This window comes from Actinoplanes sp. NPDC048988 (assembly GCF_043197815.1).
In the GTDB taxonomy this organism is placed as follows: domain Bacteria; phylum Actinomycetota; class Actinomycetes; order Mycobacteriales; family Micromonosporaceae; genus Actinoplanes.
In genome coordinates this window covers 282,446-302,107 of sequence record NZ_JBICTW010000010.1, presented here as the reverse complement: position 1 = coordinate 302,107, position 19,662 = coordinate 282,446, and the positions used below count along the sequence as shown (strand labels likewise).

The following is a 19,662-nucleotide window of genomic DNA, read 5'->3' as shown; positions in this document are numbered from 1 at the left end:
CTATCTGACGGCGACCGCGACCCGCTCGCCGGGGAAGACCGGCAGGGACCGCCCGATCGGGCGCAGGTACCGCTCCTGGTAGTCCTCGGCTCCCAGGTCGGCCACGACCCGCAGGCCGTGGCCGGCCAGGAGGCGGGCCAGCTCCTCCGGGGCGTACGCGCTGCGCCAGCGCAGCCGCCGGGCCCAGGCGGCGTGCCGGGGGTCCTCGGCGACCGACCGCGGCATGTAGGTGAGCACGAAACGGCTGCTCTCGGGCAGGGTTCCGGCGTACGCGAAGACGGCCTCGGCGGCGGCCGGCGGCAGGTACATGGTGACCGCCTCGCAGAGCAGCAGCGCCGGCTGCGGATGGATCTCGGCCACCCCGTCCGGGAGCTGGGCGGCCAGGTCGATCGGCACGTACCGTACATGCGACGGCAGCCGGCCCAGCCGGCGCCGGACCGCTGCCTTCTTCGCCTCCTGCACGGCCGGCAAATCGAGCTCCCAGATCTGCGCCGCCTTCATCTCGGCCAGACGGTAGGGCCGCGTGTCCATCCCCGCGCCGAGGATCACCACCTGGGTGATGCCGGTCGCCAGCGCCTCCCGGCAGGCGTCGTCGATGGCGCGGGTGCGGCACACGACCGCGCCGTAGAAGCCGGGGCCGGAGCGCTCCAGCAGGCGCAGGAAGGCGTCGCGCAGAAGGCGGTTGCCGGCGACGACGGCCGGCCAGCCACTGAGGAAAGGGCCGGCCAGGGGGTCGTCGAACAGCGGCGCGCGGGCGTGGGCCTCCAGCGCCCGCATCATGCCGGCGCCCGACGCTGTGCGCTCCACCCGACCGGCGGCCACGAATCCGACCCTAGCCCAAGGACTGGGCCCCGATCACCGACAGCAGCTGCAGTTTCTCGTGGCTCTCGCTGCCGGGGACGGCCGTGTAGACCAGAAGGGCGTGCGACTGGTCCGGGTCCACCAGGGACTGGCAGGTCAGCTCCAGGTCGCCGACCTCGGGGTGGACGAAACGCTTCGTGTGGCTGTAGCCGACACCGATCTCGTGCTCGTTCCAGACGGCGCGGAACTCCGCACTGCTCTCGAGCAGCAGATTCTGCAGATGGGCCGCGTACGAGCGGGGGCCGCGCAGGGTCACGACACGGCGCAGCCCGGAGGCGAAGACGCGGGAGTGCAACGGGTGGTCGTCGGGGTGATACAGGCGGCGGACCTCAGGGTCGGTGAACCAGCGGTAGCCGATGCTGCGCGCCGGACCCGTGTAACGGCTCGCGTCGCCGGTCAGGGCCACGCCGAGCGGGGTCTGGCGCAGGGTCTGGCCGAGCTCGGTGACCACCTCGGCCGGGGTGTCGGTGAGCCGGTCGAGGATGCGCAGCACGCCGGGGCTGATGTGCTCGCCGCCGCCGCGGGTGGGCGGGTTGTGGCCGGCCAGCCGGAACAGGTGGTCGCGCTCGTCCAGGGACAGGTGCAGTCCCTGGGCGATCGAGGCGATCATCTGCTCGGACGGCTGGGGGCCGCGCTCGCGCTCGATCCGGCTGTAGTAGTCGGCGGAGATGTGGCACAGGATCGCCACCTCCTCGCGGCGCAGCCCGGCCGTGCGGCGGCGCCGGCCGCGGGGCAGGCCCACGTCCTGCGGTTGCAGCGACTCCCGGCGGTGGCGGAGGAACTCGGCGAGCCCGGCTCGATCGATCACGCCTTCAGTTCTACCGCCACCGGCGGCGCTCAGCCTGGGATCGTCAGGCCGTGGATAAGCGCGCGGCGTCCCGGCAACCTCGGTCTCACCACGACGTCGAGTGACAGGGAGTCACGACATGGCACGCGAGCAAGCCGACATCGCCGTACCCGATCTGAGCGGAAAGCTGGCCCTGGTGACCGGCGCGAGCGACGGCGTCGGCCTGGGCCTGGCGACGCGCCTGGCGGCGGCCGGGGCCGAGGTGCTTCTGCCGGTACGGAATTCCCGCAAGGGCGAGGCGGCGATCGCGCGGATCCGGCGTGAGCACCCACGGGCCGTACTCACGCTGCGGGACCTCGACCTGTCGTCGCTGAAGTCGGTGGCCGCGCTGAGCGCCGAGCTGACCGCCGAGGGCCGGCCGATCCACATTCTCGTCGGCAACGCCGGGGTGATGACCCCGCCCGAGCGGCAGACCACGGCCGACGGGTTCGAGCTGCAGTTCGGCACCAACCACCTGGGCCACGTCGCCCTGATCACCCGGCTGCTGCCGCTGCTGCGGGCCGGGCAGGCCCGCGTCACCTCGCAGCTCAGCCTGGCCGCGAACGCGAACGCCGTCAACTGGGACGACCTGAACTGGGAGAACTCCTACAACGGCGCGCGTGCGTACAGTCAATCGAAGATCGCCTTTGGCCTGTGGGGTCTCGAACTGGACCGGCGGAGCCGGGCCGGCGGCTGGGGCATCACCAGCAACCTCGCGCACCCCGGCATCGCCGCCACCAACCTGCTCCAGGCCCGGCCCGAGGTGGGACGGCCGCGACCCACCCTGGGCGGGCGGCTGGTCCGGGCGCTGGGGCGGCGCGGCATCCTGATCGGCACGCCCGAGAGTGCCGCCCTTCCCGCCCTCTACGCCGCCACGTCACCCCAGGCCCAGGGCGGTTTGATGTACGGGCCCAGCGGCTTCCTGCATCTGTCCGGCGCGCCCGCCGAGCAGCCCCTGTACTCGCGGTTGCGCAGCGCGGACGAGGCGCGGCGGGTGTGGGAGGTGTCCGAGGAGCTCACCCACGACCTCACCCGCGATTGAGCGCGACGATCTTGTCGATCAGGCCGCTGCCCGGGAGATCGAGCATCACCATGCCCGTCCGCGCCGGTGCGGTCTGATTGAGGTAGCCGAGCAGGAACGGGTTGACGCCCTGCACGCCGAACGCGCCCCCGGCCACCTGCTGCGGCTGGGCAAAAAGGCTGGAACCGCTGGCGAAATTGACGTACATGAGCGACGGGTCGGCGGCCCGGGTGGCGTCGAGGAAGCGGCGCACCTGGTCGCGTTTGGTGGCGATGGCGCCGACGTTGGGCACGGTGTACTCGTCCTGCACGTAGGCGGAGGAGCCGTCGTCCCAGCCGGCGAACTGGGCCAGCCCATAGCGGTCCACCGGCCCGCCGCGCGGCCCGTTCACCACGGCCAGGACGACGCGGCCGCGGACCGCGCCGAGGGCCGGTGTCGCCGCTCCGGCCGACCGGCTCACGGACGGCGCCCAGAACAGGTTCGGGTAGCGGGCGACGTACGCGTCGAAGATGTCGGCGAAGCCGCGCTGACCCGAGACGTCGGTGCACGAGCCGAGCTCGCCGGTGCACTCCTGCTTGAGCCGCAGGACGACGGTCTCGCGCGGATGGGCGGCCAGGAAGTCGGCGAGCGTCGTCAGGACGTCGTCGAAGTTGGCGTTCTGGTACGTCGCGCCGTGGTGGATGGTGAAGGTGTCGCCGCCGTTGACCCGGGCCCGGATGTCGGCCACGCGGATGCCGGCGGTGAGCTGCCGGGCCAGCGTGCCACCGCTGTCACCGAAGTTCTCCTGGGTCTGGGTCAGGACGCCGCCGTGGATCGACATGGTCTCGTGCGTCCCGGGCAACGAGAGCGCGGCCAGACTGGTGCTGTCGGCCAGCGACGCCATCCAGTCGGGGTTGCTCGCCGCCCCGAGCGTGCGGTACGAGGCGTCGGCCGCGAACGCCGGTTCCGGGGCGACGAGCAGAGCGGCAAGAACAACGAAGCCGGCGACGAGTCGTCTCATGAAAAGAAGACTATCGATGCCGGGTGTACGGGATCAGAGAACGTAACCGTAAATGTTGGTGGTGAATCCGGGCTGCGCCACCTCGTCGCCGGAGACGCTCGCCGGGCAGGCCCACGGCCAGGTCGCCGTACCCGTCGTTGTCGAAGTCCCCCCTCGTCAGGGCGGCGGTGGTACCCAGGTGATCGACGTGCCCACCGGACGAGTAGCGGACCACCACGCCGCCGCGGGTGGTGGTGGCGATGTCGTCGAGGCCGGCACCGTCGAAGTCGGACGTGGCCGGGCCGGCGCCGGACCGGGGCGTCGCGGGGGCCGCGACGGGCTGGAGCGTGATGGAGGCGCCGTCAGTTGCCGATGCCCGCGCGGGCAGACATGAACTCCGGCGGGATGTCGCCGGGTCCGTTAGCGTCGGTCGGTATGACGAGCTCAATCGGGCGCATTCCGGTGGTCGGGGTCGGGCCGGTCGTCGAGCACGGCACTCGGCCGGCGAAATCGGTGACCGGGGAGGAATTCGAGGTCACGGCGACCGTGTTCCGCGAGGGGCATGACGCGGTGAACGCCACCGTGGTGCTCACCGACCCGCACGGGCAGGAGCACGCCGTGCCGATGACGCGGGTCAACGCCGGTCTGGACGCGTGGGCGGCCACCGTCAGCGGGGACCGGGCCGGGCGGTGGTCGTTCCGGGTCGAGGGCTGGTCCGATCCGTACGGGACGTGGCACCACGACGCCGTCATCAAGGTCGAGGCGGGGGTCGACGTCGAGCTCATGCTCGAGGAGGGCGCGCGGGTCCTCGAGCGGGCCGTGGCCGAGGTGCCGCGGACCAAGGAGCAGTGCACGCCGCTGACCGAGGCGGTCACCGCCCTGCGCGACACCGCGCGGACGCCGGCCGGGCGGTTGAGCGCGGGTGTCTCCGAGGCCGTACGCGATGAATTGCGGGCGCGGCCGCTGCGCGACTTCGTCAGCCCGTCGGCCGACCTCCCCTGGCTGGTCGAGCGGGACCGGGCCCTTTACGGCGCCTGGTACGAGCTGTTCCCCCGGTCCGAGGGCGCCCACTTCGACGAGGAATCGGGCCGTTGGGTGAGCGGCACCTTCGCCACCGCCGCCCGGCGCCTCGACGCCGTGGCCGACATGGGCTTCGACGTGGTCTACCTGACGCCGGTCCACCCGATCGGCCGGGTCAACCGCAAGGGGCGCAACAACTCGCTGCGCGCCGAGCCCGAGGATCCCGGTTCGCCCTATGCCATCGGGTCCGAGGAGGGTGGGCACGACGCCGTACACCCCGACCTCGGGACCTTCGACGACTTCGACGCGTTCGTGGCCCGAGCCCGCGAGCTGGGCCTGGAGGTCGCCCTCGACCTGGCCCTGAACTGCGCGCCCGACCATCCGTGGGTCGCGGCCCACCCGGAGTGGTTCACCACCCGGGCCGACGGCTCCATCGCGTACGCCGAGAATCCGCCGAAGAAATATCAGGACATCTATCCGCTGAACTTCGACAACGACCCCGAGGGCCTGTACGCGGAGATCCTGCGGGTGGTCCGCGTCTGGCTCGACCACGGCGTCACCATCTTCCGGGTCGACAACCCGCACACCAAGCCGCTGTGGTTGTGGGAGCGGCTGATCGCCGACACCGACCCGGACGTCATCTGGCTGGCCGAGGCGTTCACCCGGCCGCCGATGATGCACACCCTCGCGAAGGTCGGCTTCCAGCAGTCGTACACGTACTACGCCTGGCGGCACACCAAGCCCGAACTCGAGGAGTACTGCACCGAGCTGGCCGGCCCGGCCGCCGCGTACATGCGCCCGAATTTCTGGCCGACCACTCACGACATCCTCACGCCGTTCATGCAGCGCGGCGGGCCGGAGGCCTGGATGATGCGGGCGGCGCTGGCCGCGACGCTCTCCCCGTCGTACGGCATCTACGCCGGCTACGAGCTGATGGAACGCGTCCCGCGGCCCGGGGCCGAGGAGCAGATCGACAACGAGAAGTACGAGTACAAGAACCGGGACTGGACCGCACCGAACGGCGCCCCCTACCTGAAGCTGATCAACGAGATCCGGCGCGCCCACCCCGCCCTGCACCGCCTGCGCAACCTGCGCTTCCACAGCGCCGACGACGACAACGTGCTGGTCTTCTCGAAGTCGCGCCGGGTCTACGACCGCGACGACGTGATCGTGGTGGTGGCCAATCTCGAACCGGACGTCACCCGCGACACGTGGATCCACCTGCGCATGCCCGATCTGGGCCTGAACTGGACCGACTCGTTCGTGGCCCACGAGCTGATCACCGGCGAGCGCTGGAACTTCTCGGAGCACAACTTCGTCCGCCTCGGCCCGGCCACGGAGCCGATCCACATCATCCACGTCCGCCTGGCCTAGCTCCTACAAACTGTCGGATCGATGCGGCTATCCTGAGCCGGGAGGTCGGCGACGGTGACGACGAAGGGCGGGCGGCGCACGCCCGGCAGCCTGGAAGCGGCGGCCATGGGCGTGCTGTGGGCCGCGGACGACGCGATGACCGCGACCGAGGTGCAGGAGGCGCTCGGCGGCGACCTCGCCTACAACACCGTGCAGACCATTCTCATTCGGTTGTACGACAAGGGAACCGTCCAGAGGCGCCGGGCGGGCCGCGGGCACGCCTACTGGCCGACCCAGGACGCGGCCACCGCGGCGGCCGCCCGGATGAGCGCCGCGCTCACCGGCCGCCCCGACCGGTCCAAGGTCCTCCAGCAGTTCGTCGGAACGCTCGACGAGTCCGACGCCGCCCTCCTGCGGCAGCTGCTGGCCGACGAGTCGTGACCTTCGCCGTCCACCTGCCGCCGCCGGCGGCCCTCAAGGCCGTCGCGAGCTGTCCGATCAAGAGCCGGACCGGGTACGCCGCCGACCGCGCAGGAGTTCGATGCCGACCGGAACGACCGATACGGCGACGATAGCGACAAGGATCAGCTCGATGTTCGACTTGACGAACGCGACCTGCCCCAGGAAATAGCCGAGGATGGTCACCCCGCAGGCCCACAGCGTGCCACCGACCACGTTGTAGAGCAGGAACGTGCGGTAGTGCATGCGGCTGGCCCCGGCCACGATGGGCGTGAAAGTCCGTACGATCGGAACGAATCGCGCGAGGATGATGGACCGGGCCCCGTACTTGTCGAAGAAGCCGCCGGCCCGCGTCAGGTTCTCCTGCTTGAACAGCCGCGAGTCCGGCCGCCGGAAGAGCGCCGGCCCGAATCGGCGGCCGAACAGGTAACCGAACTGGTCCCCGGCCACGGCCGCCACCGAAACCAGCAGGCACATGAGCCACAAAGGCTGCTTGAGGTACGTCCCGCCGGCCACCAGCAGGCCGGCGGTGAACAGCAGCGAGTCGCCGGGCAGAAAAAAGCCGATCAGCAGCCCCGACTCGGCGAAGATGATGGCCAGGATCCCGATCAGCCCGAAGGTGGAGATCAGATGTTCCGGGTCGAGGAACGAGGGGCCGAGAGCTGCCGTCATCGGATGGCGCCGCCTTTTCTGAGGATCAGTCGCGTTCTCTGGTCGTGTCTCCACCCAGCAGTGAGCGAAACCTACACGCTGTAGGTACTTCCGAACCACACGACGTGACGCGTCACGTTTCACTCCAGGCCGGCTTGCCGCCGGCCGCGGTCGAGGTCACGTCGGGGCCGATCTCGCCCGCCGTGGCGGCATGAGCGCCGGCAGCCTGCACCGGCGCTTCCGGGCCGAGCTCGGCACCACGCCCCTGGCCTGGCTGACCACCGAGCGCGTCACCCTGGCCTGCCGCCTCATCGAACAGGGTGCCCACGGTCTGGAAGCCATCGCCCGACTCTCCGGGCTGGGCAGCGGAGCCAACATGCGCGCCCTTTTCCACCGGCACGTGGGCGTGAGCCCCTCGGCATATCGGGTAGGGCTGTCCCCCAGCGCGCGTGGGGGACAGCCCCACCGCTGACCAGGCGAAACGCGCTCTGGGAGAAGTGTGAGGAGCGGCAAGAACCGGTTCGGGCCGATGCTTCGGCGGGCAACCATCTCGCATCCGCAGCACGTCGCTACTCGAGAAGGAAGCCCAGCGATGCCGTTCATCACCACCCCCGACGGAGTCGAGATCTACTACACCGAGCAGGGCAGCGGACAGCCGATCGTGCTCAGCCACGGATGGCCGCTGAGCTCGGACGCCTGGCAGGTCGAACTGAAGAGGTTCGCCGACGCCGGGTACCGGACCATCGCCCACGACCGGCGCGGTCACGGCCGGTCGGAGAAGACCTACACCGGCAACGACATGGACACGTACGCCCGTGACCTGGCCGCCGTGATCGAGGCGCTGGACCTGCACGACGTGATCCTCGTCGGTCACTCGACCGGTGGCGGCGAGGTCGTCCGCTACGCCGCGCAGTACGGCCAGCAGCAGGGCCGGGTGGCCAAGGTGATCACCGCCGGGGCCGTGCCGCCCCTCATGGTCAAGACCGACGCCAACCCGGACGGCCTGCCGATCGACGTGTTCGACGGCATCCGGGCCAACGTTCTCAAGGACCGTTCGCAGTTCTGGAAGGACCTGTCCGAGAGCTTCTTCGGCGCGAACCACGGCCGGGCCGTCTCGCAGGGCGACAAGGACGACTTCTGGCGCCAGGGCATGCTGGTGAACCTGGCCGCCGCGTACGACTGCGTGAAGGCCTTCTCCGAGACCGACTTCACCGAGGACCTCAAGGCGCTGACCGTGCCGATCCTGATCGCGCAGGGCGACGACGACCAGATTGTCCCGATCGACGACGCCGCCCTCAAGTCGATCAAGCTGGTCAAGGACGGCACGCTGAAGGTGTACGAGGGCGCCCCGCACGGCATCCAGGGCGACTACCAGGACAAGCTCGACGCCGACATCCTCGAGTGGATCAAGCAGTAGCTCCTCTCTTTCCGGGGTTGCGTCGATTGCTGCGTCGATCGACGCATATCCCCGAAGGGCGCGGGTATCCGCCACCCGCTCCCAACGAGAGGACTTAGTCAATGTTCGTCAAGCGCATGGCCGCCGCCCTGAGCGTCGCCGGTCTGCTCCTGCTGCCCGCGACCGCCGCGCAGGCCGCGCCCTCCGACCAGGACGCCGCCTACCTCAAGGCGGCCCACCAGTCGAACCTCGCCGAGATCTCCGGCGGCCGGCTGGCCCAGCAGAAGGGCCAGAGTCAGCAGGTCAAGGACCTGGGCGCCCGGTTCGTGGCCGACCACACCAAGCTGGACGCGGCCGTACGTCAAACCGCCACCCAGCTCGGGGTGGACCTGCCTTCGGCGCCGAACGAGAAGCAGCAGGCCGTGGCGGCCCGGTACCAGCAGACCTCCGGTGACGCCTTCGACACCCTGTTCGTCTCGACGCAGATGGACGCCCACATGGCGGCCATGGCCAACGGAAAGAAGGAGATCGCGCAGGGCAACGACGCCGCCGCCAAGAAGAACGCCCAGGCCGCGGCGCCGGTCATCGCCGCGCATCACGACCTGCTGGACGACGCCGCCCGCTCCCTCGGCGTGCCGTCCAGCATCGGCACCGGGACCGGCGGCCTGGCCGCCGAGCGCACGCTCACCGCTCCGGCGGTGGCCCTGATCGCCCTCGGGGCGCTGCTGACCGTGGCCGCGGCACTGCTGCTGCGCCGGCGGCGCACCACCACCGCATGACCCGAACCCGCCCGGACGGCCGGCGCGCGACGGGCTGGGCAGCCCTCGCCGCCGGCCTGTCCGCCACGGCCGCCGGCCTGGCGCTGGCCGTCTCACCCGGCGGCCCACCGGCCGACGCGGGCGCGATACCGGCCTCCCCCATCTCCCGCCCCAGCTGGGCGCCGCCGTCCCCGGCCCCGCCCACCTCGGTTCCGCCCTCCTCGGATCCGCCCTCCTGGGCCCCGCCGACCCGTTTAGTGATCGGCGAGCCGAAGGTCGACGCTCCGGTGACCTCGGTCGGTGTCAACGCCGACCGGTCCCTGGCCGTCCCGGACGATCCGGCGCGGCTGGGCTGGTGGATCGGGTCGGCCACACCGGGCTCGCCCCGCGGAACCGTCCTGATCGCCGGCCATGTCGACACCGCCGCCGACGGACCGGGCGCCCTCTTCCGACTCGAGACCATGCCACTGGGCACGATGATCGAGGTGCGCGCCGGCGATCAGGTGCTGACCTACAAGGCGGTAGCCCGGCGCAGCTACGCCAAACAACGCCTACCGGCGGACCTTTTCCGTACGGACACCGCGCCTCGCCTCGCCCTGGTGACCTGCGGCGGCTCCTTCCGCAACGGCACCTACAGCCACAACGTCGTCGTCTACGCCGAACCCCTCAGCGCGAATCCGCCGTCGAGCCGAACCGGGTAGTCCAGCGGGCGGCCCGGCGCGCCGAGCGAGCCGCGCCGAACGATGGACCGTCGTGATCGACTGCCAGGACGACGAATTGGTCTTCCCTCCCCGTGTGTCAGCGGACCTGAAGCGGGTAGCAATCATCGATAGCTGACGATGAGAGCTGGGGAGGTAGGCCATGCGCGGGCACCGGGCGGAGCCTACGATGCCGCGCGCGGCTCGCCTCCTGCTCCTGATCGCCCTGGCCATGGCCGCTTATTCGGCCTTGACGCTTCTCGACCACGCCGCCCAGGCCGACGACGGCGCGGCGGTCCCCCTCCCGGAAGACGTCAACCACGTAGTTCAAACTGCGAGAGACCGGATAAATCCTTCTTCGCGGCCTGCGGCCCCCAAGAGTTCCCCCCGAAAGGGCGCCGACCACAAACCCGCCTCCTCCTCCGCCGCCCACCCGGGAGAGAAAGCGGCTCGCAGGGTCACGCCTCTCGGGGACCAAAAGCTCACGCACCCGAGGACCGAATCCCGAAAGCTCACCCCCGCCAAGACCACATCCCGGAAGCTCACTCCGGCGAAGGCCGCATCTCGGCAGCCCATTCCGGCCAAGACGGTGTCCCGGAAGCTCACCCCGGCGAAGACGGCATCCCGGAAGCTCACGCCATCGGTCAGCAACATTCGCAAAACGGCGGGCGTCAAGGCCACGAATCGCGTGCTCGCTCCTCTGCGGGCGCCCACATCGGTGACTGCGAAGAGCCCAAAAGCCACCGGAGCACGGACGAGTACGGGCCTCCCGATAGCTAAGCGGGCAACGTCCTCAGTTCACCAGGCGATCGGCCGGAAAGTATCGACCTCAAGAGCTGAAGCGCCGATCATCGCCGCGCCCCTCGAAGGTTCGGTCAGGACGCCGACATCAGTGCCACTCGACGTGGAGATTCCTTCCTTCTCCACCGCCGCGAGCCGCGTCGAACCTTCCACCCACGTAAGCCCGCTGAACCTCCTCGGCCCGAGCACAGCCGGCCTTTCCAACCACACAAACGGCCTCGGGGGAATCGGACTGGGCACCGCCGGCCTCTCCGCCTCTGCGGAACTAGACCTGGGCCTCCCCTCGCCAGCGGGCCTGCTGAGCCTGGACACCTCTGGATCTTCGGGATTGTTGGATCGGGGTTCCGCCGGTCTTTCGTCGCGAACGGGGGTCGGGCTGGGCGCCGGCGGCCTTTCGCCGCAGGTGCGGCTCGGTCTGGATATTGACGGCCGCTCACTGCCGGATGTGAATGTCGCGCAAGTTCGGATTCTGTCGCCTGGGCTGGTGACGATGGGCGAAAGCTTGGCGACTGCGGCAATTACCGCATCTGCGGCTCCTCGTATGCCCGAAATTTCGGCTTATGGTGGCCTCGCCTTGCAGTGGCGTGACGACAGCGGCAACGCCGGCCACAGCGACAGTGACGGCAACGGCAACGGCGCCGACCCCAACAACGGCAACGGCAACAGTGCCGGCCTCAGCAACGGCAACGGTGCCGACCTCAGCAACGGCGACGGCAACGGCGACAATGCGGACCACAGCGACAGCAACCGCCGCGGCGACGGCGATCAGGGCGAGCACCGCGACGGTGTGAGGCTTGTAGCGGTCCACTGTGATCGCGGTCAAAAGGGCCTCTGGGAAAACGCCAGCCGGAGGGGATCGGCGCCGGGAGCGCCCGAGCTCGGGGTGCCGGCGCAGCCCGGGGTACCGACCCATCCCGGGATGCCGGCGCAACCCGGGATGCCGGCGCAGCCCGGAGTGCCAGCGCAGCCCGGAGTGCCGGCGCAGCCCGGTGAGCGGGCCGGCGGGGGTGCTTCGGTGCGTGACGGCGGGGGTGGCGGTGGGCCTCTTCTGGCTACCGTTTCCTCGGCCTGGTGGCCGGGGGGCTGTGCCTCGCATGTTGCTGGTGGCGTGGATGTGAGCGCTTGCGGGCGTACCACCAATTATTTCGGTCCTCCCAGCTAGATCGGCGGTTCGGAATCGGACCGGCGCCGGTGCAGTGAACCGGTGTCGCGTCGTCCGGCCGGGCTCGGCCACGTGAAATGACGCTGGGCGCCGGCCTTCCCACCGCTTTGATCCTGGCTGGGAGGCCACTGTGATTCGCATTCTGCTGGTTGAACCTATGAATCTTCTGCGCGGTGCTCTGGCCGCGACCCTTTCGCTTGAAGAGGACTTCGACGTCGTTGCCGAGCTTGGTTGTCTTGGGGAAGCGCCCGATATGGCGCGGGCCGTGGCGCCGGATGTCACCGTTGTCAATGTGGGGCTGCTGGCCGGGGACGGGCTGCGGTTGCTGGGGCGGCTCAGTGTCGAGCAACCCGGCTGTGCCGTGCTCGTGCTGGCCGGGCCGGACGATCCGGGGCGGCTCAACCGGGCGCTGGACGCTCAGATCCGTGGCGTGGTCGGCACTCAGGCCGCGCCCTGCGAGCTGGTGCGGGGGATCCGGCGGGCCGCCCGGGGTGAGCGTGTCATCGACGCCGGGCTGGCCGTGGCCATGGTGGCCGCGCCGCGCAGTCCGCTGTCGGCGCGGGAACTGGACGTGCTGAGCGTCGCCGCGTCGGGGGTGCCGTCCCGGGAGGTCGCCGCTCGTCTGCATCTGGCCGCCGGGACCGTCCGTAACCACATCTCGGTGATTCTGCGGAAAACCGGCGCCCGGAACCGGCTCGAGGCCGTCCGGCTCGCCGAAAACTCAGGATGGCTCTGACGAGGGCGAGGGGGTGGCTCTGACGAAGGCGAGGGGTGACTCCGACGAAGGCGAAAGGTGGCTCCGACGAAGGCGAAAGGTGACTCCGACGAAGGCGAGGGGTGACTCCGACGAAGGGGAAACGTGACTTTTGTCAGCGATCCCGATGGCAGCGGTCACTGGGGCGAGGCGCCGTACGCATCGATGCTTATCAGCGTCAACAGTGAATCGGCAGGAGGAACCATGGCACTTCGGAAGAGGCTCTCGATACTCGCCGTCACCCTGGTCGCGGCCCTGGGCCTGACCGCGGTGGGTGCCGGCCCGGCCACCGCCGCGCCCGCCACCACGGCCGCCGTCCCCAGCGCCCCCGTCACCGGCACCTTCACGGATGCCGCCGGCAAGACCGGCACGTTCGCCGGCGGCTTCACGCCCACCAAGTTCGCCGCGCCGGGCGGCAACCTGGTCGCCACCGGAACCCTGACCGGCACGCTGACCGATGCCGCGGGCAACGCCGTCGGCACCGTCAACCAGCCGGTCACCGCGCCCGCCGCCGTCGCCCAGGCCACGTGCCGGGTGCTCGATCTGACGCTCGGCCCGCTGCACCTCGACCTGCTCGGCCTCGTGGTCGACCTGAACCAGGTGCACCTGGTCATCACCGCGGTGTCCGCGCCCGGGAACCTGCTCGGCAACCTGCTCTGCGCGATCGTCGGGCTGCTCGACGGTACGCCGGCCGCCGGCTCCCTGGCCGCGATCCTGAACTTCCTGCTGGCCCTGCTCGGCGGGCTCTGAGACTCGCCGACCCCCGGCGAGATGCGGCCGTCCCCTCCGGCGGGGACGGCCGCGTCAGCGCGTCAGGAGAGGGCGACGTCGTCGTAGTACACGGTTCCGGTGTTGTCGCCGGACTTCAGATGCAGTTGCACGCTCGCGGCTCCGGCCGGCGCGACCGTGTCCACCGCCAGCTTCGTCCACCCGGTGGTGCCGGTCGGCAGGCGGTTCGACGTGTTCTGGCCGATCCACGTGCCGTTGATGTCGAACCAGCTCAGCGCGATCTCCGTGACGCCCGTGGCGCCGGTCCCCCGGGCGTACGCCTCCGCGTGCCACGCCTGCCCGGCCTGCACCGGCGTGATCGGGGACGTGAGCAGCGAGGGCAGGTTGCTGCCGGAGCGGGTCGTGCCGGAGAACTTCGCCGACCGGGTTCCCGTACGGGCCGACTCGGTGGTGACGACCGCGGCGCCGGCCTGCGGCAGGTACTGCCGCCACGGCGACTCGGCGGCGGCCGCCTCGAAGCCCAGGTTCAGGATGCTGTTCGGGGTGGATCCGGTCGTCCACGCCCCGTCCACCACCGAGGCGCTGAACTTCGGGGTGCCGTCGGTGCGGTGCAGGCCGAACTTGTACTGCGCGGGCTGGGTCGACACCGAGGAGTTGGCCGGGATGGCCCCGGCCGCGAAGTCGTTGAGCGTCCACGGCGCGACCGAGCCGACGCCCGCCTCGCCGGCCGCGCGGAAGACCCGGGCCAGGTACGCGCCCTGTTCCCCCTCGGAGGCGGCGACGGTGCTGAGGCCGGTCTCGCCGATGACCATCGGATCCGGGGCCACGGCGGTCTGCGCGCGGCGGATCTCGGCCAGGGACCGTTCCGAGGCGCCGTAGAAGTGGAAGTCGTAGTAGTCCAGCGGCGTGGTGGCCAGCTGCGTCTTGAGGGTGCCCATGCCGGTGGCGCCGCTGGCACCGTCGACGGTCAGGGTGATCGGCATGGCCGGCGCGGTCGTCCGGATCGCCGGGATCAGCTGGCGGGCCCAGGTCATCGCGGTGGCGTCGGTCGGCGAGATCTCGTTCTTGAGCTCGACGGCGATCACCCGCGGGTCGTTCGCGTACGGCGCCACCAGCGTCTGCGCCCAGGTGATGCTGCCCGCGACGTCCGAGTAGCCGGACCACCAGTCGAACAGGGTCAGCTTGACGTCGAGGCCGTTGGCTTCGGCCAGGTCGACGAAAGTGCTCAATTCAGTGGTGTACGTCGTGGAAGGCACCGGATAGCCGAAAGTCTGCGGGAAGACGATGACCCGGACGCTGTCGGCGCCGAGCGCGGCCGCCTTGTTGAGGTCGGCGTGGAGGCGTACCACGTCGAAATTGGTCCACATGGAGGTCCAGCCGGCGTTCGACGGGTAGTAGTTGATCGTGTTCGCGGCCTGGACCGCGGCCAGCCGGCCCGCGAGAGTGGGCGCCGAGCCGGCGTGGGCGGGCGGGGCCGGCAGCAGCGTGCTCAGCAGCACGGAACCGGCCAGGGCGGTGGCACGAAGACGGAGGGTGCGCATACGGAACCGAGCCCTTACGTGGAGGGGGTGTGACGCACGGCGGCGCGCGGTGGAGAGGCGCGGCGGCCGGCCGTGGTCGAGGGGGTGGCGAACGCCCGGGAGGTTCGTCGTTGAGGGGCCCGTCCCGGCGAGGCGTCTATCGATGACGGTAAGCGCCGAAACCGGTGTTCGGCAATGACCGCCGCGTGCCAGCCCGCCCGATGATCATGATCGATGTGACAAAGCCGCAGGTCGGATAGGGTGGCCCAATGCCCAGCCGACACCGCCTCCCGCTGGCGCTGACCGCCATGTCGATCGCGCTGGGCGGCGGGCTGATCGCGGCGGGCTTCTCACCCACCGGTGCCGCGCCCGCGAGCGTGAGCAGACCGGCGCCCTCGGTCAGCGCCACCGAGAGCGTCGGCCCGGCCGCCTTGGTCACGTCCCCCGCGCCGACGCCGTCAGTCGACCCGAAGTCGTCAATCGACCCGAAGCCGGCGATCCCCGACGACGACGGTGTCCACGTCGACTGCGCGAAGGGTGACGACGGCAACACGGGAACGCTCGCGAAGCCCCTGCGCAGCATCCGGGCCGCCACCGCCCGGGCTGCCGGGCCTGGCGCGGTGATCGAGCTGGCCCGGGGCTGCACCTGGACGACGACGGTCCGGTTGCGCGGCGACAAGACCCGATTGACCGCGTACGGGACGGGCCCGCTCCCGGTCATCGACGGCGCGCCGACCGGCGCCGACAGCGTGGTGGTGCTCACCGGCGAGCACCAGGTCGCCGAGAACATCAGGGTCACCAACGCGGCCGGCAACGCCATCGAGGTCCGGGGCGCGGGCAGCGCCGTACGGTCCAGCACCGTCGATCACGCCGGCGTCGGCGTGCTGCTCAAGGCACGCGGCGCCACGGCCGACCGGGTGACGGTCCGCGACCTGCACATGGTGCTCGACACCCCGGGCGGCGACGACGACTACGGCGCCATCGGCTTCGCGGTCCAGGCGAGCGACGTCGAGATCGGCCACAGCAGTTGTACGGCGTGCCGGGCCCCCAGCAGCGATTACGGGTACGACGGCGGCTTCGTCGAGGTGTGGAACTACGCCGACGGCCTCGACGTGCACGACAACACCGGGTCGGACATCCAGGGCGTTCTGGAGATCGGCGGCGACCGGCCCGACTCGTCGGCCCGCGGCATCGTCCTGCGGCACAACACGTTCCGCGACTCGCACGGCGGCCTGGTGCTGCACACCGACGGCACCTTCGCCGTGGCCGCCGCCGCGATCGCAGTCACGGGCAACACCATCACGAGCGCCGGATCGCAGGACCCGCCGATCCTCGACGGCGACCTGAGCAACGTCACCTTCGAGGGCAACACGGTGAGCACGGCCAGCTTCGTGAGCCATTCCGAGCCGGCCCGCCACCGGAACAACCGGATCATCCTGCGTGCCGGCGCCGAACTCGGGTATCCCCCGGACAGCACCGAGAAACTGGACTGAACGGGGACGACAATGCCGGAGCTGCCCGAGGTCGAGTCGGCCCGCGCGGTCATCGAACGGTCCGGCCTCGGCCGCAAGATCATCGACGTCGACGACTCCGACTCGTACGTCTGCCGCCCGCACGCGCCGGGCCAGATCAGGGACGCTCTGCTGGGCCGGGAGCTCGTACGTGCCCACCGGCGCGGCAAGAGCATGTGGTGCGACACCGGCGACGACGGCCCCGAGCTGGGCATCCATCTGGGCATGTCGGGCAAGATCGTGATCGCCGACCCGGACGGCGGCGAGATCGACGGCGGCGACTACTGGGAGGGCCGCCGCGTGCCCGGCGACTACCGCTGGTCGCGTTTCGCCCTGCTCTTCGCCGACGGCGGCCGCCTCATGCTGGTCGACCCGCGCCGCCTGGGCCGCGTCCGCCTCGATCCACCGGTCGAGGCCCTGGGCCCCGACGCGGCCACGGTGACCCCCGCCCAGTTCCGCGCGGCGCTGACGTTCGGCACCGCCCCGGTCAAGGCCCGCCTGCTCGACCAGGACGCGATCGCCGGCATAGGCAACCTGCTGGCCGACCAGATCCTGTGGTCGGCCCGCCTGAACCCCGCCCGGCGGGTGGACCGCCTGACCCCCGACGACATCGACCGCCTCCTGCGCGCCACCCGCCAGGCCGTCCGAGCCGCCATCAGAGACGGCGGCGTACACACCTTGAAGGTGATCCCCTACCGCGTCGCCGGCGCCCACTGCCCCCGAGACGGCGCCCCGATGTCCATGAGCAAGGTGGGCGGCCGCACCAGCTGGTGGTGCACCGCCGAGCAGACCCTGTAGCAGAGGCCCGTCCGTTACCCGGACGGGCCTCTGGTGAAGCTCGGTGGATCAGGCGGCGGTGACCAGGCCGGCCGAGACCGGCTCCAGGGCCGTGCTCAGGATCTCGCGGACATCGGAGACGATGTGGACGGTCAGGGCCTCGAGCACGTCGGCCGGCACGTCGTCCAGGTCGGGCTCGTTGCGCTGGGGCAGGTAGACCTCGGTCAGGCCGGCCCGCTGAGCGGCGAGCAGCTTCTGCTTCACGCCGCCGATGGGCAGGACCCGGCCGGTCAGCGACACCTCTCCCGTCATGCCGACCTCGGCCCGCACGTTGCGGCCGAGCAGCAGCGAGACCAGGGCCGTGGTCATCGTGACGCCGGCCGACGGGCCGTCCTTCGGCACCGCGCCCGCGGGCACGTGCAGGTGGATCGGGTGGTCCAGCTGCTCGGGTGAGATGCCCAGCTCCTCGGCGTGCGCCCGCACGTACGAGAGCGCGATCTGGGCCGACTCCTTCATCACGTCGCCGAGCTGGCCGGTGACCGACAGGCCGCCCTTGTCGCCGGGCAGCAGCGACGCCTCGATGTAGAGCACGTCACCGCCCATGCCGGTCACGGCCAGGCCGGTCGACACGCCGGGGACGGCGGTCCGCTCGGACGACTCCGGGGTGAACCGGGGCCGGCCGATCAGGTCCTTGAGGTCGCCCGCGTCCACCGTGACGGGCAGGTCGCCCAGGGCCGCCTTGCGGAACGCCTTCGCCAGCAGGCGCTCGAACGACCGTACGCCGGCCTCTCGGGTGTAATTGGCGGCGATCTCGCGGAGCGCGTCCTCGGTGACGGTCACCTCGCCCTCGGACAGCGCGGCCCGCTCCAGCTGCCGCGGCACCAGGAAGTCGCGGGCGATGGCGACCTTGTCGCTCTCGGTGTAGCCGTCGATCGAGATGAGCTCCATCCGGTCGAACAGCGCCTGCGGGATCGTGTCGAGCACGTTCGCGGTGGCGATGAACAGCACGTCCGACAGATCGAGGTCCAGGTCGAGGTAGTGGTCGCGGAACGTGTGGTTCTGCGCCGGGTCGAGCACCTCGAGCAGGGCCGCCGCCGGGTCGCCGCGGTAGTCGCTGCCGACCTTGTCGACCTCGTCGAGCAGGACGACCGGGTTCATCGAGCCGGACTCGCGGATGGCCCGCACGACGCGCCCGGGAAGAGCGCCGACGTACGTGCGCCGATGGCCTCGAATCTCCGCCTCGTCGCGGACGCCGCCCAGGGCGACCCGGACGAACTTCCGGCCGAGGGTACGGGCGACCGACTCACCCAGCGACGTCTTGCCGACTCCGGGCGGGCCGGCCAGCAGGATCACCGCGCCGGAACCGCGGCCGCCGACCGTCGTCAGGCCGCGGGACTCGCGGCGGGCGCGGACGCCCAGGTATTCGACGATGCGGTCCTTGACCTCGTCCAGGCCGTGGTGGTCGGCGTCGAGCACAGCCCGGGCCGCGGCCAGGTCGGTGTTGTCGTCGGTACGCACGTTCCAGGGCAGGTCGAGGACCGTGTCGAGCCAGGTGCGGATCCAGCCCGCCTCCGGGTTCTGGTCGCCGGCCCGCTCGAGCTTGCCGACCTCGCGCAGCGCCGCCTCGCGGACATCGCCGGGCAGGTCGGCCGCCTCGACGCGGGCGCGGTAGTCGTCGTTGCCCTCGGCCTCGTCCTCGCCGAGCTCCTTGCGGATGGCCTTCAGCTGCTCGCGGAGCAGGTACTCGCGGTTGCGCTTCTCGACGTTCTCGCGAACGTCGTGCTCGATCTTGTCGCTGACCTCGGACTCGGCCAGGAAGTCGCCGGTCCACTCGATCAGCAGCCGCAGCCGGGCCTCCACGTCGGGGGTCTCCAGCAGCTCACGCTTGCGGTCGTTGGTCAGATAGGGCGCCCAGCCGGCGGTGTCGGCCAGGTCGCCGGGGTCGTCGATGGCGCTGACCGAGTCGATGACCTGCCACGCCTCGCGGCGCTGGAGGACCGAGACGACCAGTTTCTTGTACGCGGCGGCGAGCTCCCGGGCCTGCTCGCTCGGCACACCGGCCGCGACCGGCTCGGCCTCGACCCACAGGGCCGCGCCGGGCCCGGTCACGCCGCCGCCGATGCGGGCGCGCACACCGGTGCGCAGAACGGCGGCGGGCGTTCCGCCGCGGGACTTGCCGACCTGCTGGACGCTGGCCACGACACCGTGCGACGCGTACCGGTCCTCGAGCCGCGGAGCGATCAGCAGCTCGGAGCCGGCCGAGGTGCGGGCCGCGTCGACGGCGGCCTGGGCCGGCTCGTCCAGCTCGACCGGCACGACCATGCCCGGCAGCAGAACGATGTCGTCCAGGAACAACACGGGGAGTCGCTTGCTAACCACCCGGCAC

At 71.0% G+C, this 19,662-nt stretch carries 18 protein-coding genes and 1 pseudogene; 12 read left to right on the top strand and 7 right to left on the bottom strand.

Annotated elements, in window-relative coordinates:
• Positions 1–822, bottom strand: coding sequence for an SAM-dependent methyltransferase (locus ACGFJ7_RS29020; protein ID WP_360254965.1), 822 nt, complete (start codon positions 820–822; stop codon positions 1–3).
• A gap of 10 nt (positions 823–832) precedes the next feature.
• Positions 833–1,666, bottom strand: coding sequence for a helix-turn-helix transcriptional regulator (locus tag ACGFJ7_RS29015; RefSeq protein WP_360255495.1), 834 nt, complete (start codon positions 1,664–1,666; stop codon positions 833–835).
• A 121-nt stretch (positions 1,667–1,787) separates the two neighbouring features.
• On the opposite strand from ACGFJ7_RS29015, the gene ACGFJ7_RS29010 reads away from it, so the two are divergent.
• Entirely contained in the window at positions 1,788–2,729 is a 942-nt protein-coding gene (locus ACGFJ7_RS29010; protein WP_360254967.1) for an SDR family oxidoreductase, read from the top strand.
• Here ACGFJ7_RS29010 and ACGFJ7_RS29005 read toward each other — a convergent pair.
• Both ACGFJ7_RS29005 and ACGFJ7_RS29000 read right to left on the bottom strand, forming a co-directional pair.
• A complete protein-coding gene (locus ACGFJ7_RS29005; RefSeq protein WP_392644831.1) occupies positions 2,716–3,708 on the bottom strand; it encodes a phosphatidylinositol-specific phospholipase C in 993 nt (330 codons plus the stop codon). The genes ACGFJ7_RS29010 and ACGFJ7_RS29005 overlap by 14 nt on opposite strands.
• Positions 3,709–3,718: 10 nt before the next feature.
• On the bottom strand, positions 3,719–3,922 hold the full coding sequence (locus ACGFJ7_RS29000) for an FG-GAP repeat protein (RefSeq protein ID WP_392644861.1): 204 nt from the start codon (positions 3,920–3,922) through the stop codon (positions 3,719–3,721).
• Positions 3,923–4,122: 200 nt separating this feature from the next.
• Here ACGFJ7_RS29000 and ACGFJ7_RS28995 point away from each other — a divergent pair, with 200 nt between their 5' ends.
• Positions 4,123–6,081, top strand: coding sequence for an alpha-1,4-glucan--maltose-1-phosphate maltosyltransferase (locus ACGFJ7_RS28995; RefSeq protein WP_360254973.1), 1,959 nt, complete (start codon positions 4,123–4,125; stop codon positions 6,079–6,081).
• A 54-nt stretch (positions 6,082–6,135) separates the two neighbouring features.
• The gene (locus tag ACGFJ7_RS28990; protein WP_360254975.1) at positions 6,136–6,501 is read left to right on the top strand and encodes a BlaI/MecI/CopY family transcriptional regulator; all 366 of its coding nucleotides are present in this window, start codon (positions 6,136–6,138) and stop codon (positions 6,499–6,501) included.
• 57 nt (positions 6,502–6,558) lie between these two features.
• Here the strand turns inward: ACGFJ7_RS28990 and ACGFJ7_RS28985 are convergent, their stop codons facing one another.
• On the bottom strand, positions 6,559–7,191 hold the full coding sequence (locus ACGFJ7_RS28985; protein ID WP_360254977.1) for a VTT domain-containing protein: 633 nt from the start codon (positions 7,189–7,191) through the stop codon (positions 6,559–6,561).
• 184 nt (positions 7,192–7,375) lie between these two features.
• On the opposite strand from ACGFJ7_RS28985, the pseudogene ACGFJ7_RS28980 reads away from it, so the two are divergent.
• The 7 genes and pseudogenes from ACGFJ7_RS28980 to ACGFJ7_RS28950 form a co-directional block, all read left to right on the top strand.
• A pseudogene (locus ACGFJ7_RS28980) lies at positions 7,376–7,642 on the top strand (helix-turn-helix domain-containing protein); the annotation flags it as partial.
• Between the two features lie 120 nt (positions 7,643–7,762).
• Positions 7,763–8,587, top strand: coding sequence for an alpha/beta fold hydrolase (locus ACGFJ7_RS28975; protein ID WP_392644829.1), 825 nt, complete (start codon positions 7,763–7,765; stop codon positions 8,585–8,587).
• Between the two features lie 101 nt (positions 8,588–8,688).
• Positions 8,689–9,345, top strand: a complete 657-nt coding sequence (locus tag ACGFJ7_RS28970; protein ID WP_360254981.1) for a DUF4142 domain-containing protein — start codon at positions 8,689–8,691, stop codon at positions 9,343–9,345.
• On the top strand, positions 9,342–10,025 hold the full coding sequence (locus ACGFJ7_RS28965) for a class F sortase (RefSeq protein ID WP_360254983.1): 684 nt from the start codon (positions 9,342–9,344) through the stop codon (positions 10,023–10,025). Before ACGFJ7_RS28970 ends, ACGFJ7_RS28965 begins: the two co-directional genes overlap by 4 nt.
• A gap of 187 nt (positions 10,026–10,212) precedes the next feature.
• Positions 10,213–11,985: a hypothetical protein gene (locus tag ACGFJ7_RS28960; RefSeq protein ID WP_392644827.1), complete on the top strand. Its 1,773-nt coding sequence runs from the start codon at positions 10,213–10,215 to the stop codon at positions 11,983–11,985.
• A 130-nt stretch (positions 11,986–12,115) separates the two neighbouring features.
• Positions 12,116–12,721, top strand: a complete 606-nt coding sequence (locus ACGFJ7_RS28955) for a LuxR C-terminal-related transcriptional regulator (RefSeq protein ID WP_392644825.1) — start codon at positions 12,116–12,118, stop codon at positions 12,719–12,721.
• Between the two features lie 222 nt (positions 12,722–12,943).
• On the top strand, positions 12,944–13,489 hold the full coding sequence (locus tag ACGFJ7_RS28950) for a hypothetical protein (RefSeq protein WP_392644824.1): 546 nt from the start codon (positions 12,944–12,946) through the stop codon (positions 13,487–13,489).
• A gap of 62 nt (positions 13,490–13,551) precedes the next feature.
• On the opposite strand, the gene ACGFJ7_RS28945 is transcribed toward ACGFJ7_RS28950, so the two are convergent.
• Entirely contained in the window at positions 13,552–15,009 is a 1,458-nt protein-coding gene (locus tag ACGFJ7_RS28945; RefSeq protein ID WP_392644822.1) for a glycosyl hydrolase, read from the bottom strand.
• Positions 15,010–15,257: 248 nt separating this feature from the next.
• Here ACGFJ7_RS28945 and ACGFJ7_RS28940 point away from each other — a divergent pair, with 248 nt between their 5' ends.
• Positions 15,258–16,481, top strand: coding sequence for a hypothetical protein (locus ACGFJ7_RS28940; protein ID WP_392644820.1), 1,224 nt, complete (start codon positions 15,258–15,260; stop codon positions 16,479–16,481).
• 12 nt (positions 16,482–16,493) lie between these two features.
• Positions 16,494–17,297 (top strand): DNA-formamidopyrimidine glycosylase family protein, encoded by an 804-nt coding sequence (locus tag ACGFJ7_RS28935; RefSeq protein WP_360254995.1) that lies wholly within the window; start codon positions 16,494–16,496, stop codon positions 17,295–17,297.
• A 48-nt stretch (positions 17,298–17,345) separates the two neighbouring features.
• Here ACGFJ7_RS28935 and lon read toward each other — a convergent pair whose 3' ends face one another.
• Positions 17,346–19,598: an endopeptidase La gene (lon, locus tag ACGFJ7_RS28930; RefSeq protein ID WP_392644859.1), complete on the bottom strand. Its 2,253-nt coding sequence runs from the start codon at positions 19,596–19,598 to the stop codon at positions 17,346–17,348.
• Positions 19,599–19,662: the final 64 nt, after the last annotated feature.

Coding starts and splice junctions, on each gene's coding strand:
- ACGFJ7_RS28975 (WP_392644829.1), top strand. CDS start 7,763: ATGCCGTTCATCACCACCCCCGACGGAGTCGAGATCTACTACACCGAG.
- lon (WP_392644859.1), bottom strand. CDS start 19,598: ATGGTCGTGCCGGTCGAGCTGGACGAGCCGGCCCAGGCCGCCGTCGAC.
- ACGFJ7_RS28940 (WP_392644820.1), top strand. CDS start 15,258: ATGCCCAGCCGACACCGCCTCCCGCTGGCGCTGACCGCCATGTCGATC.
- ACGFJ7_RS29005 (WP_392644831.1), bottom strand. CDS start 3,708: ATGAGACGACTCGTCGCCGGCTTCGTTGTTCTTGCCGCTCTGCTCGTC.
- ACGFJ7_RS28950 (WP_392644824.1), top strand. CDS start 12,944: ATGGCACTTCGGAAGAGGCTCTCGATACTCGCCGTCACCCTGGTCGCG.
- ACGFJ7_RS28995 (WP_360254973.1), top strand. CDS start 4,123: ATGACGAGCTCAATCGGGCGCATTCCGGTGGTCGGGGTCGGGCCGGTC.
- ACGFJ7_RS28945 (WP_392644822.1), bottom strand. CDS start 15,009: ATGCGCACCCTCCGTCTTCGTGCCACCGCCCTGGCCGGTTCCGTGCTG.
- ACGFJ7_RS28970 (WP_360254981.1), top strand. CDS start 8,689: ATGTTCGTCAAGCGCATGGCCGCCGCCCTGAGCGTCGCCGGTCTGCTC.
- ACGFJ7_RS28960 (WP_392644827.1), top strand. CDS start 10,213: ATGCCGCGCGCGGCTCGCCTCCTGCTCCTGATCGCCCTGGCCATGGCC.
- ACGFJ7_RS29010 (WP_360254967.1), top strand. CDS start 1,788: ATGGCACGCGAGCAAGCCGACATCGCCGTACCCGATCTGAGCGGAAAG.
- ACGFJ7_RS28985 (WP_360254977.1), bottom strand. CDS start 7,191: ATGACGGCAGCTCTCGGCCCCTCGTTCCTCGACCCGGAACATCTGATC.
- ACGFJ7_RS28935 (WP_360254995.1), top strand. CDS start 16,494: ATGCCGGAGCTGCCCGAGGTCGAGTCGGCCCGCGCGGTCATCGAACGG.
- ACGFJ7_RS28965 (WP_360254983.1), top strand. CDS start 9,342: ATGACCCGAACCCGCCCGGACGGCCGGCGCGCGACGGGCTGGGCAGCC.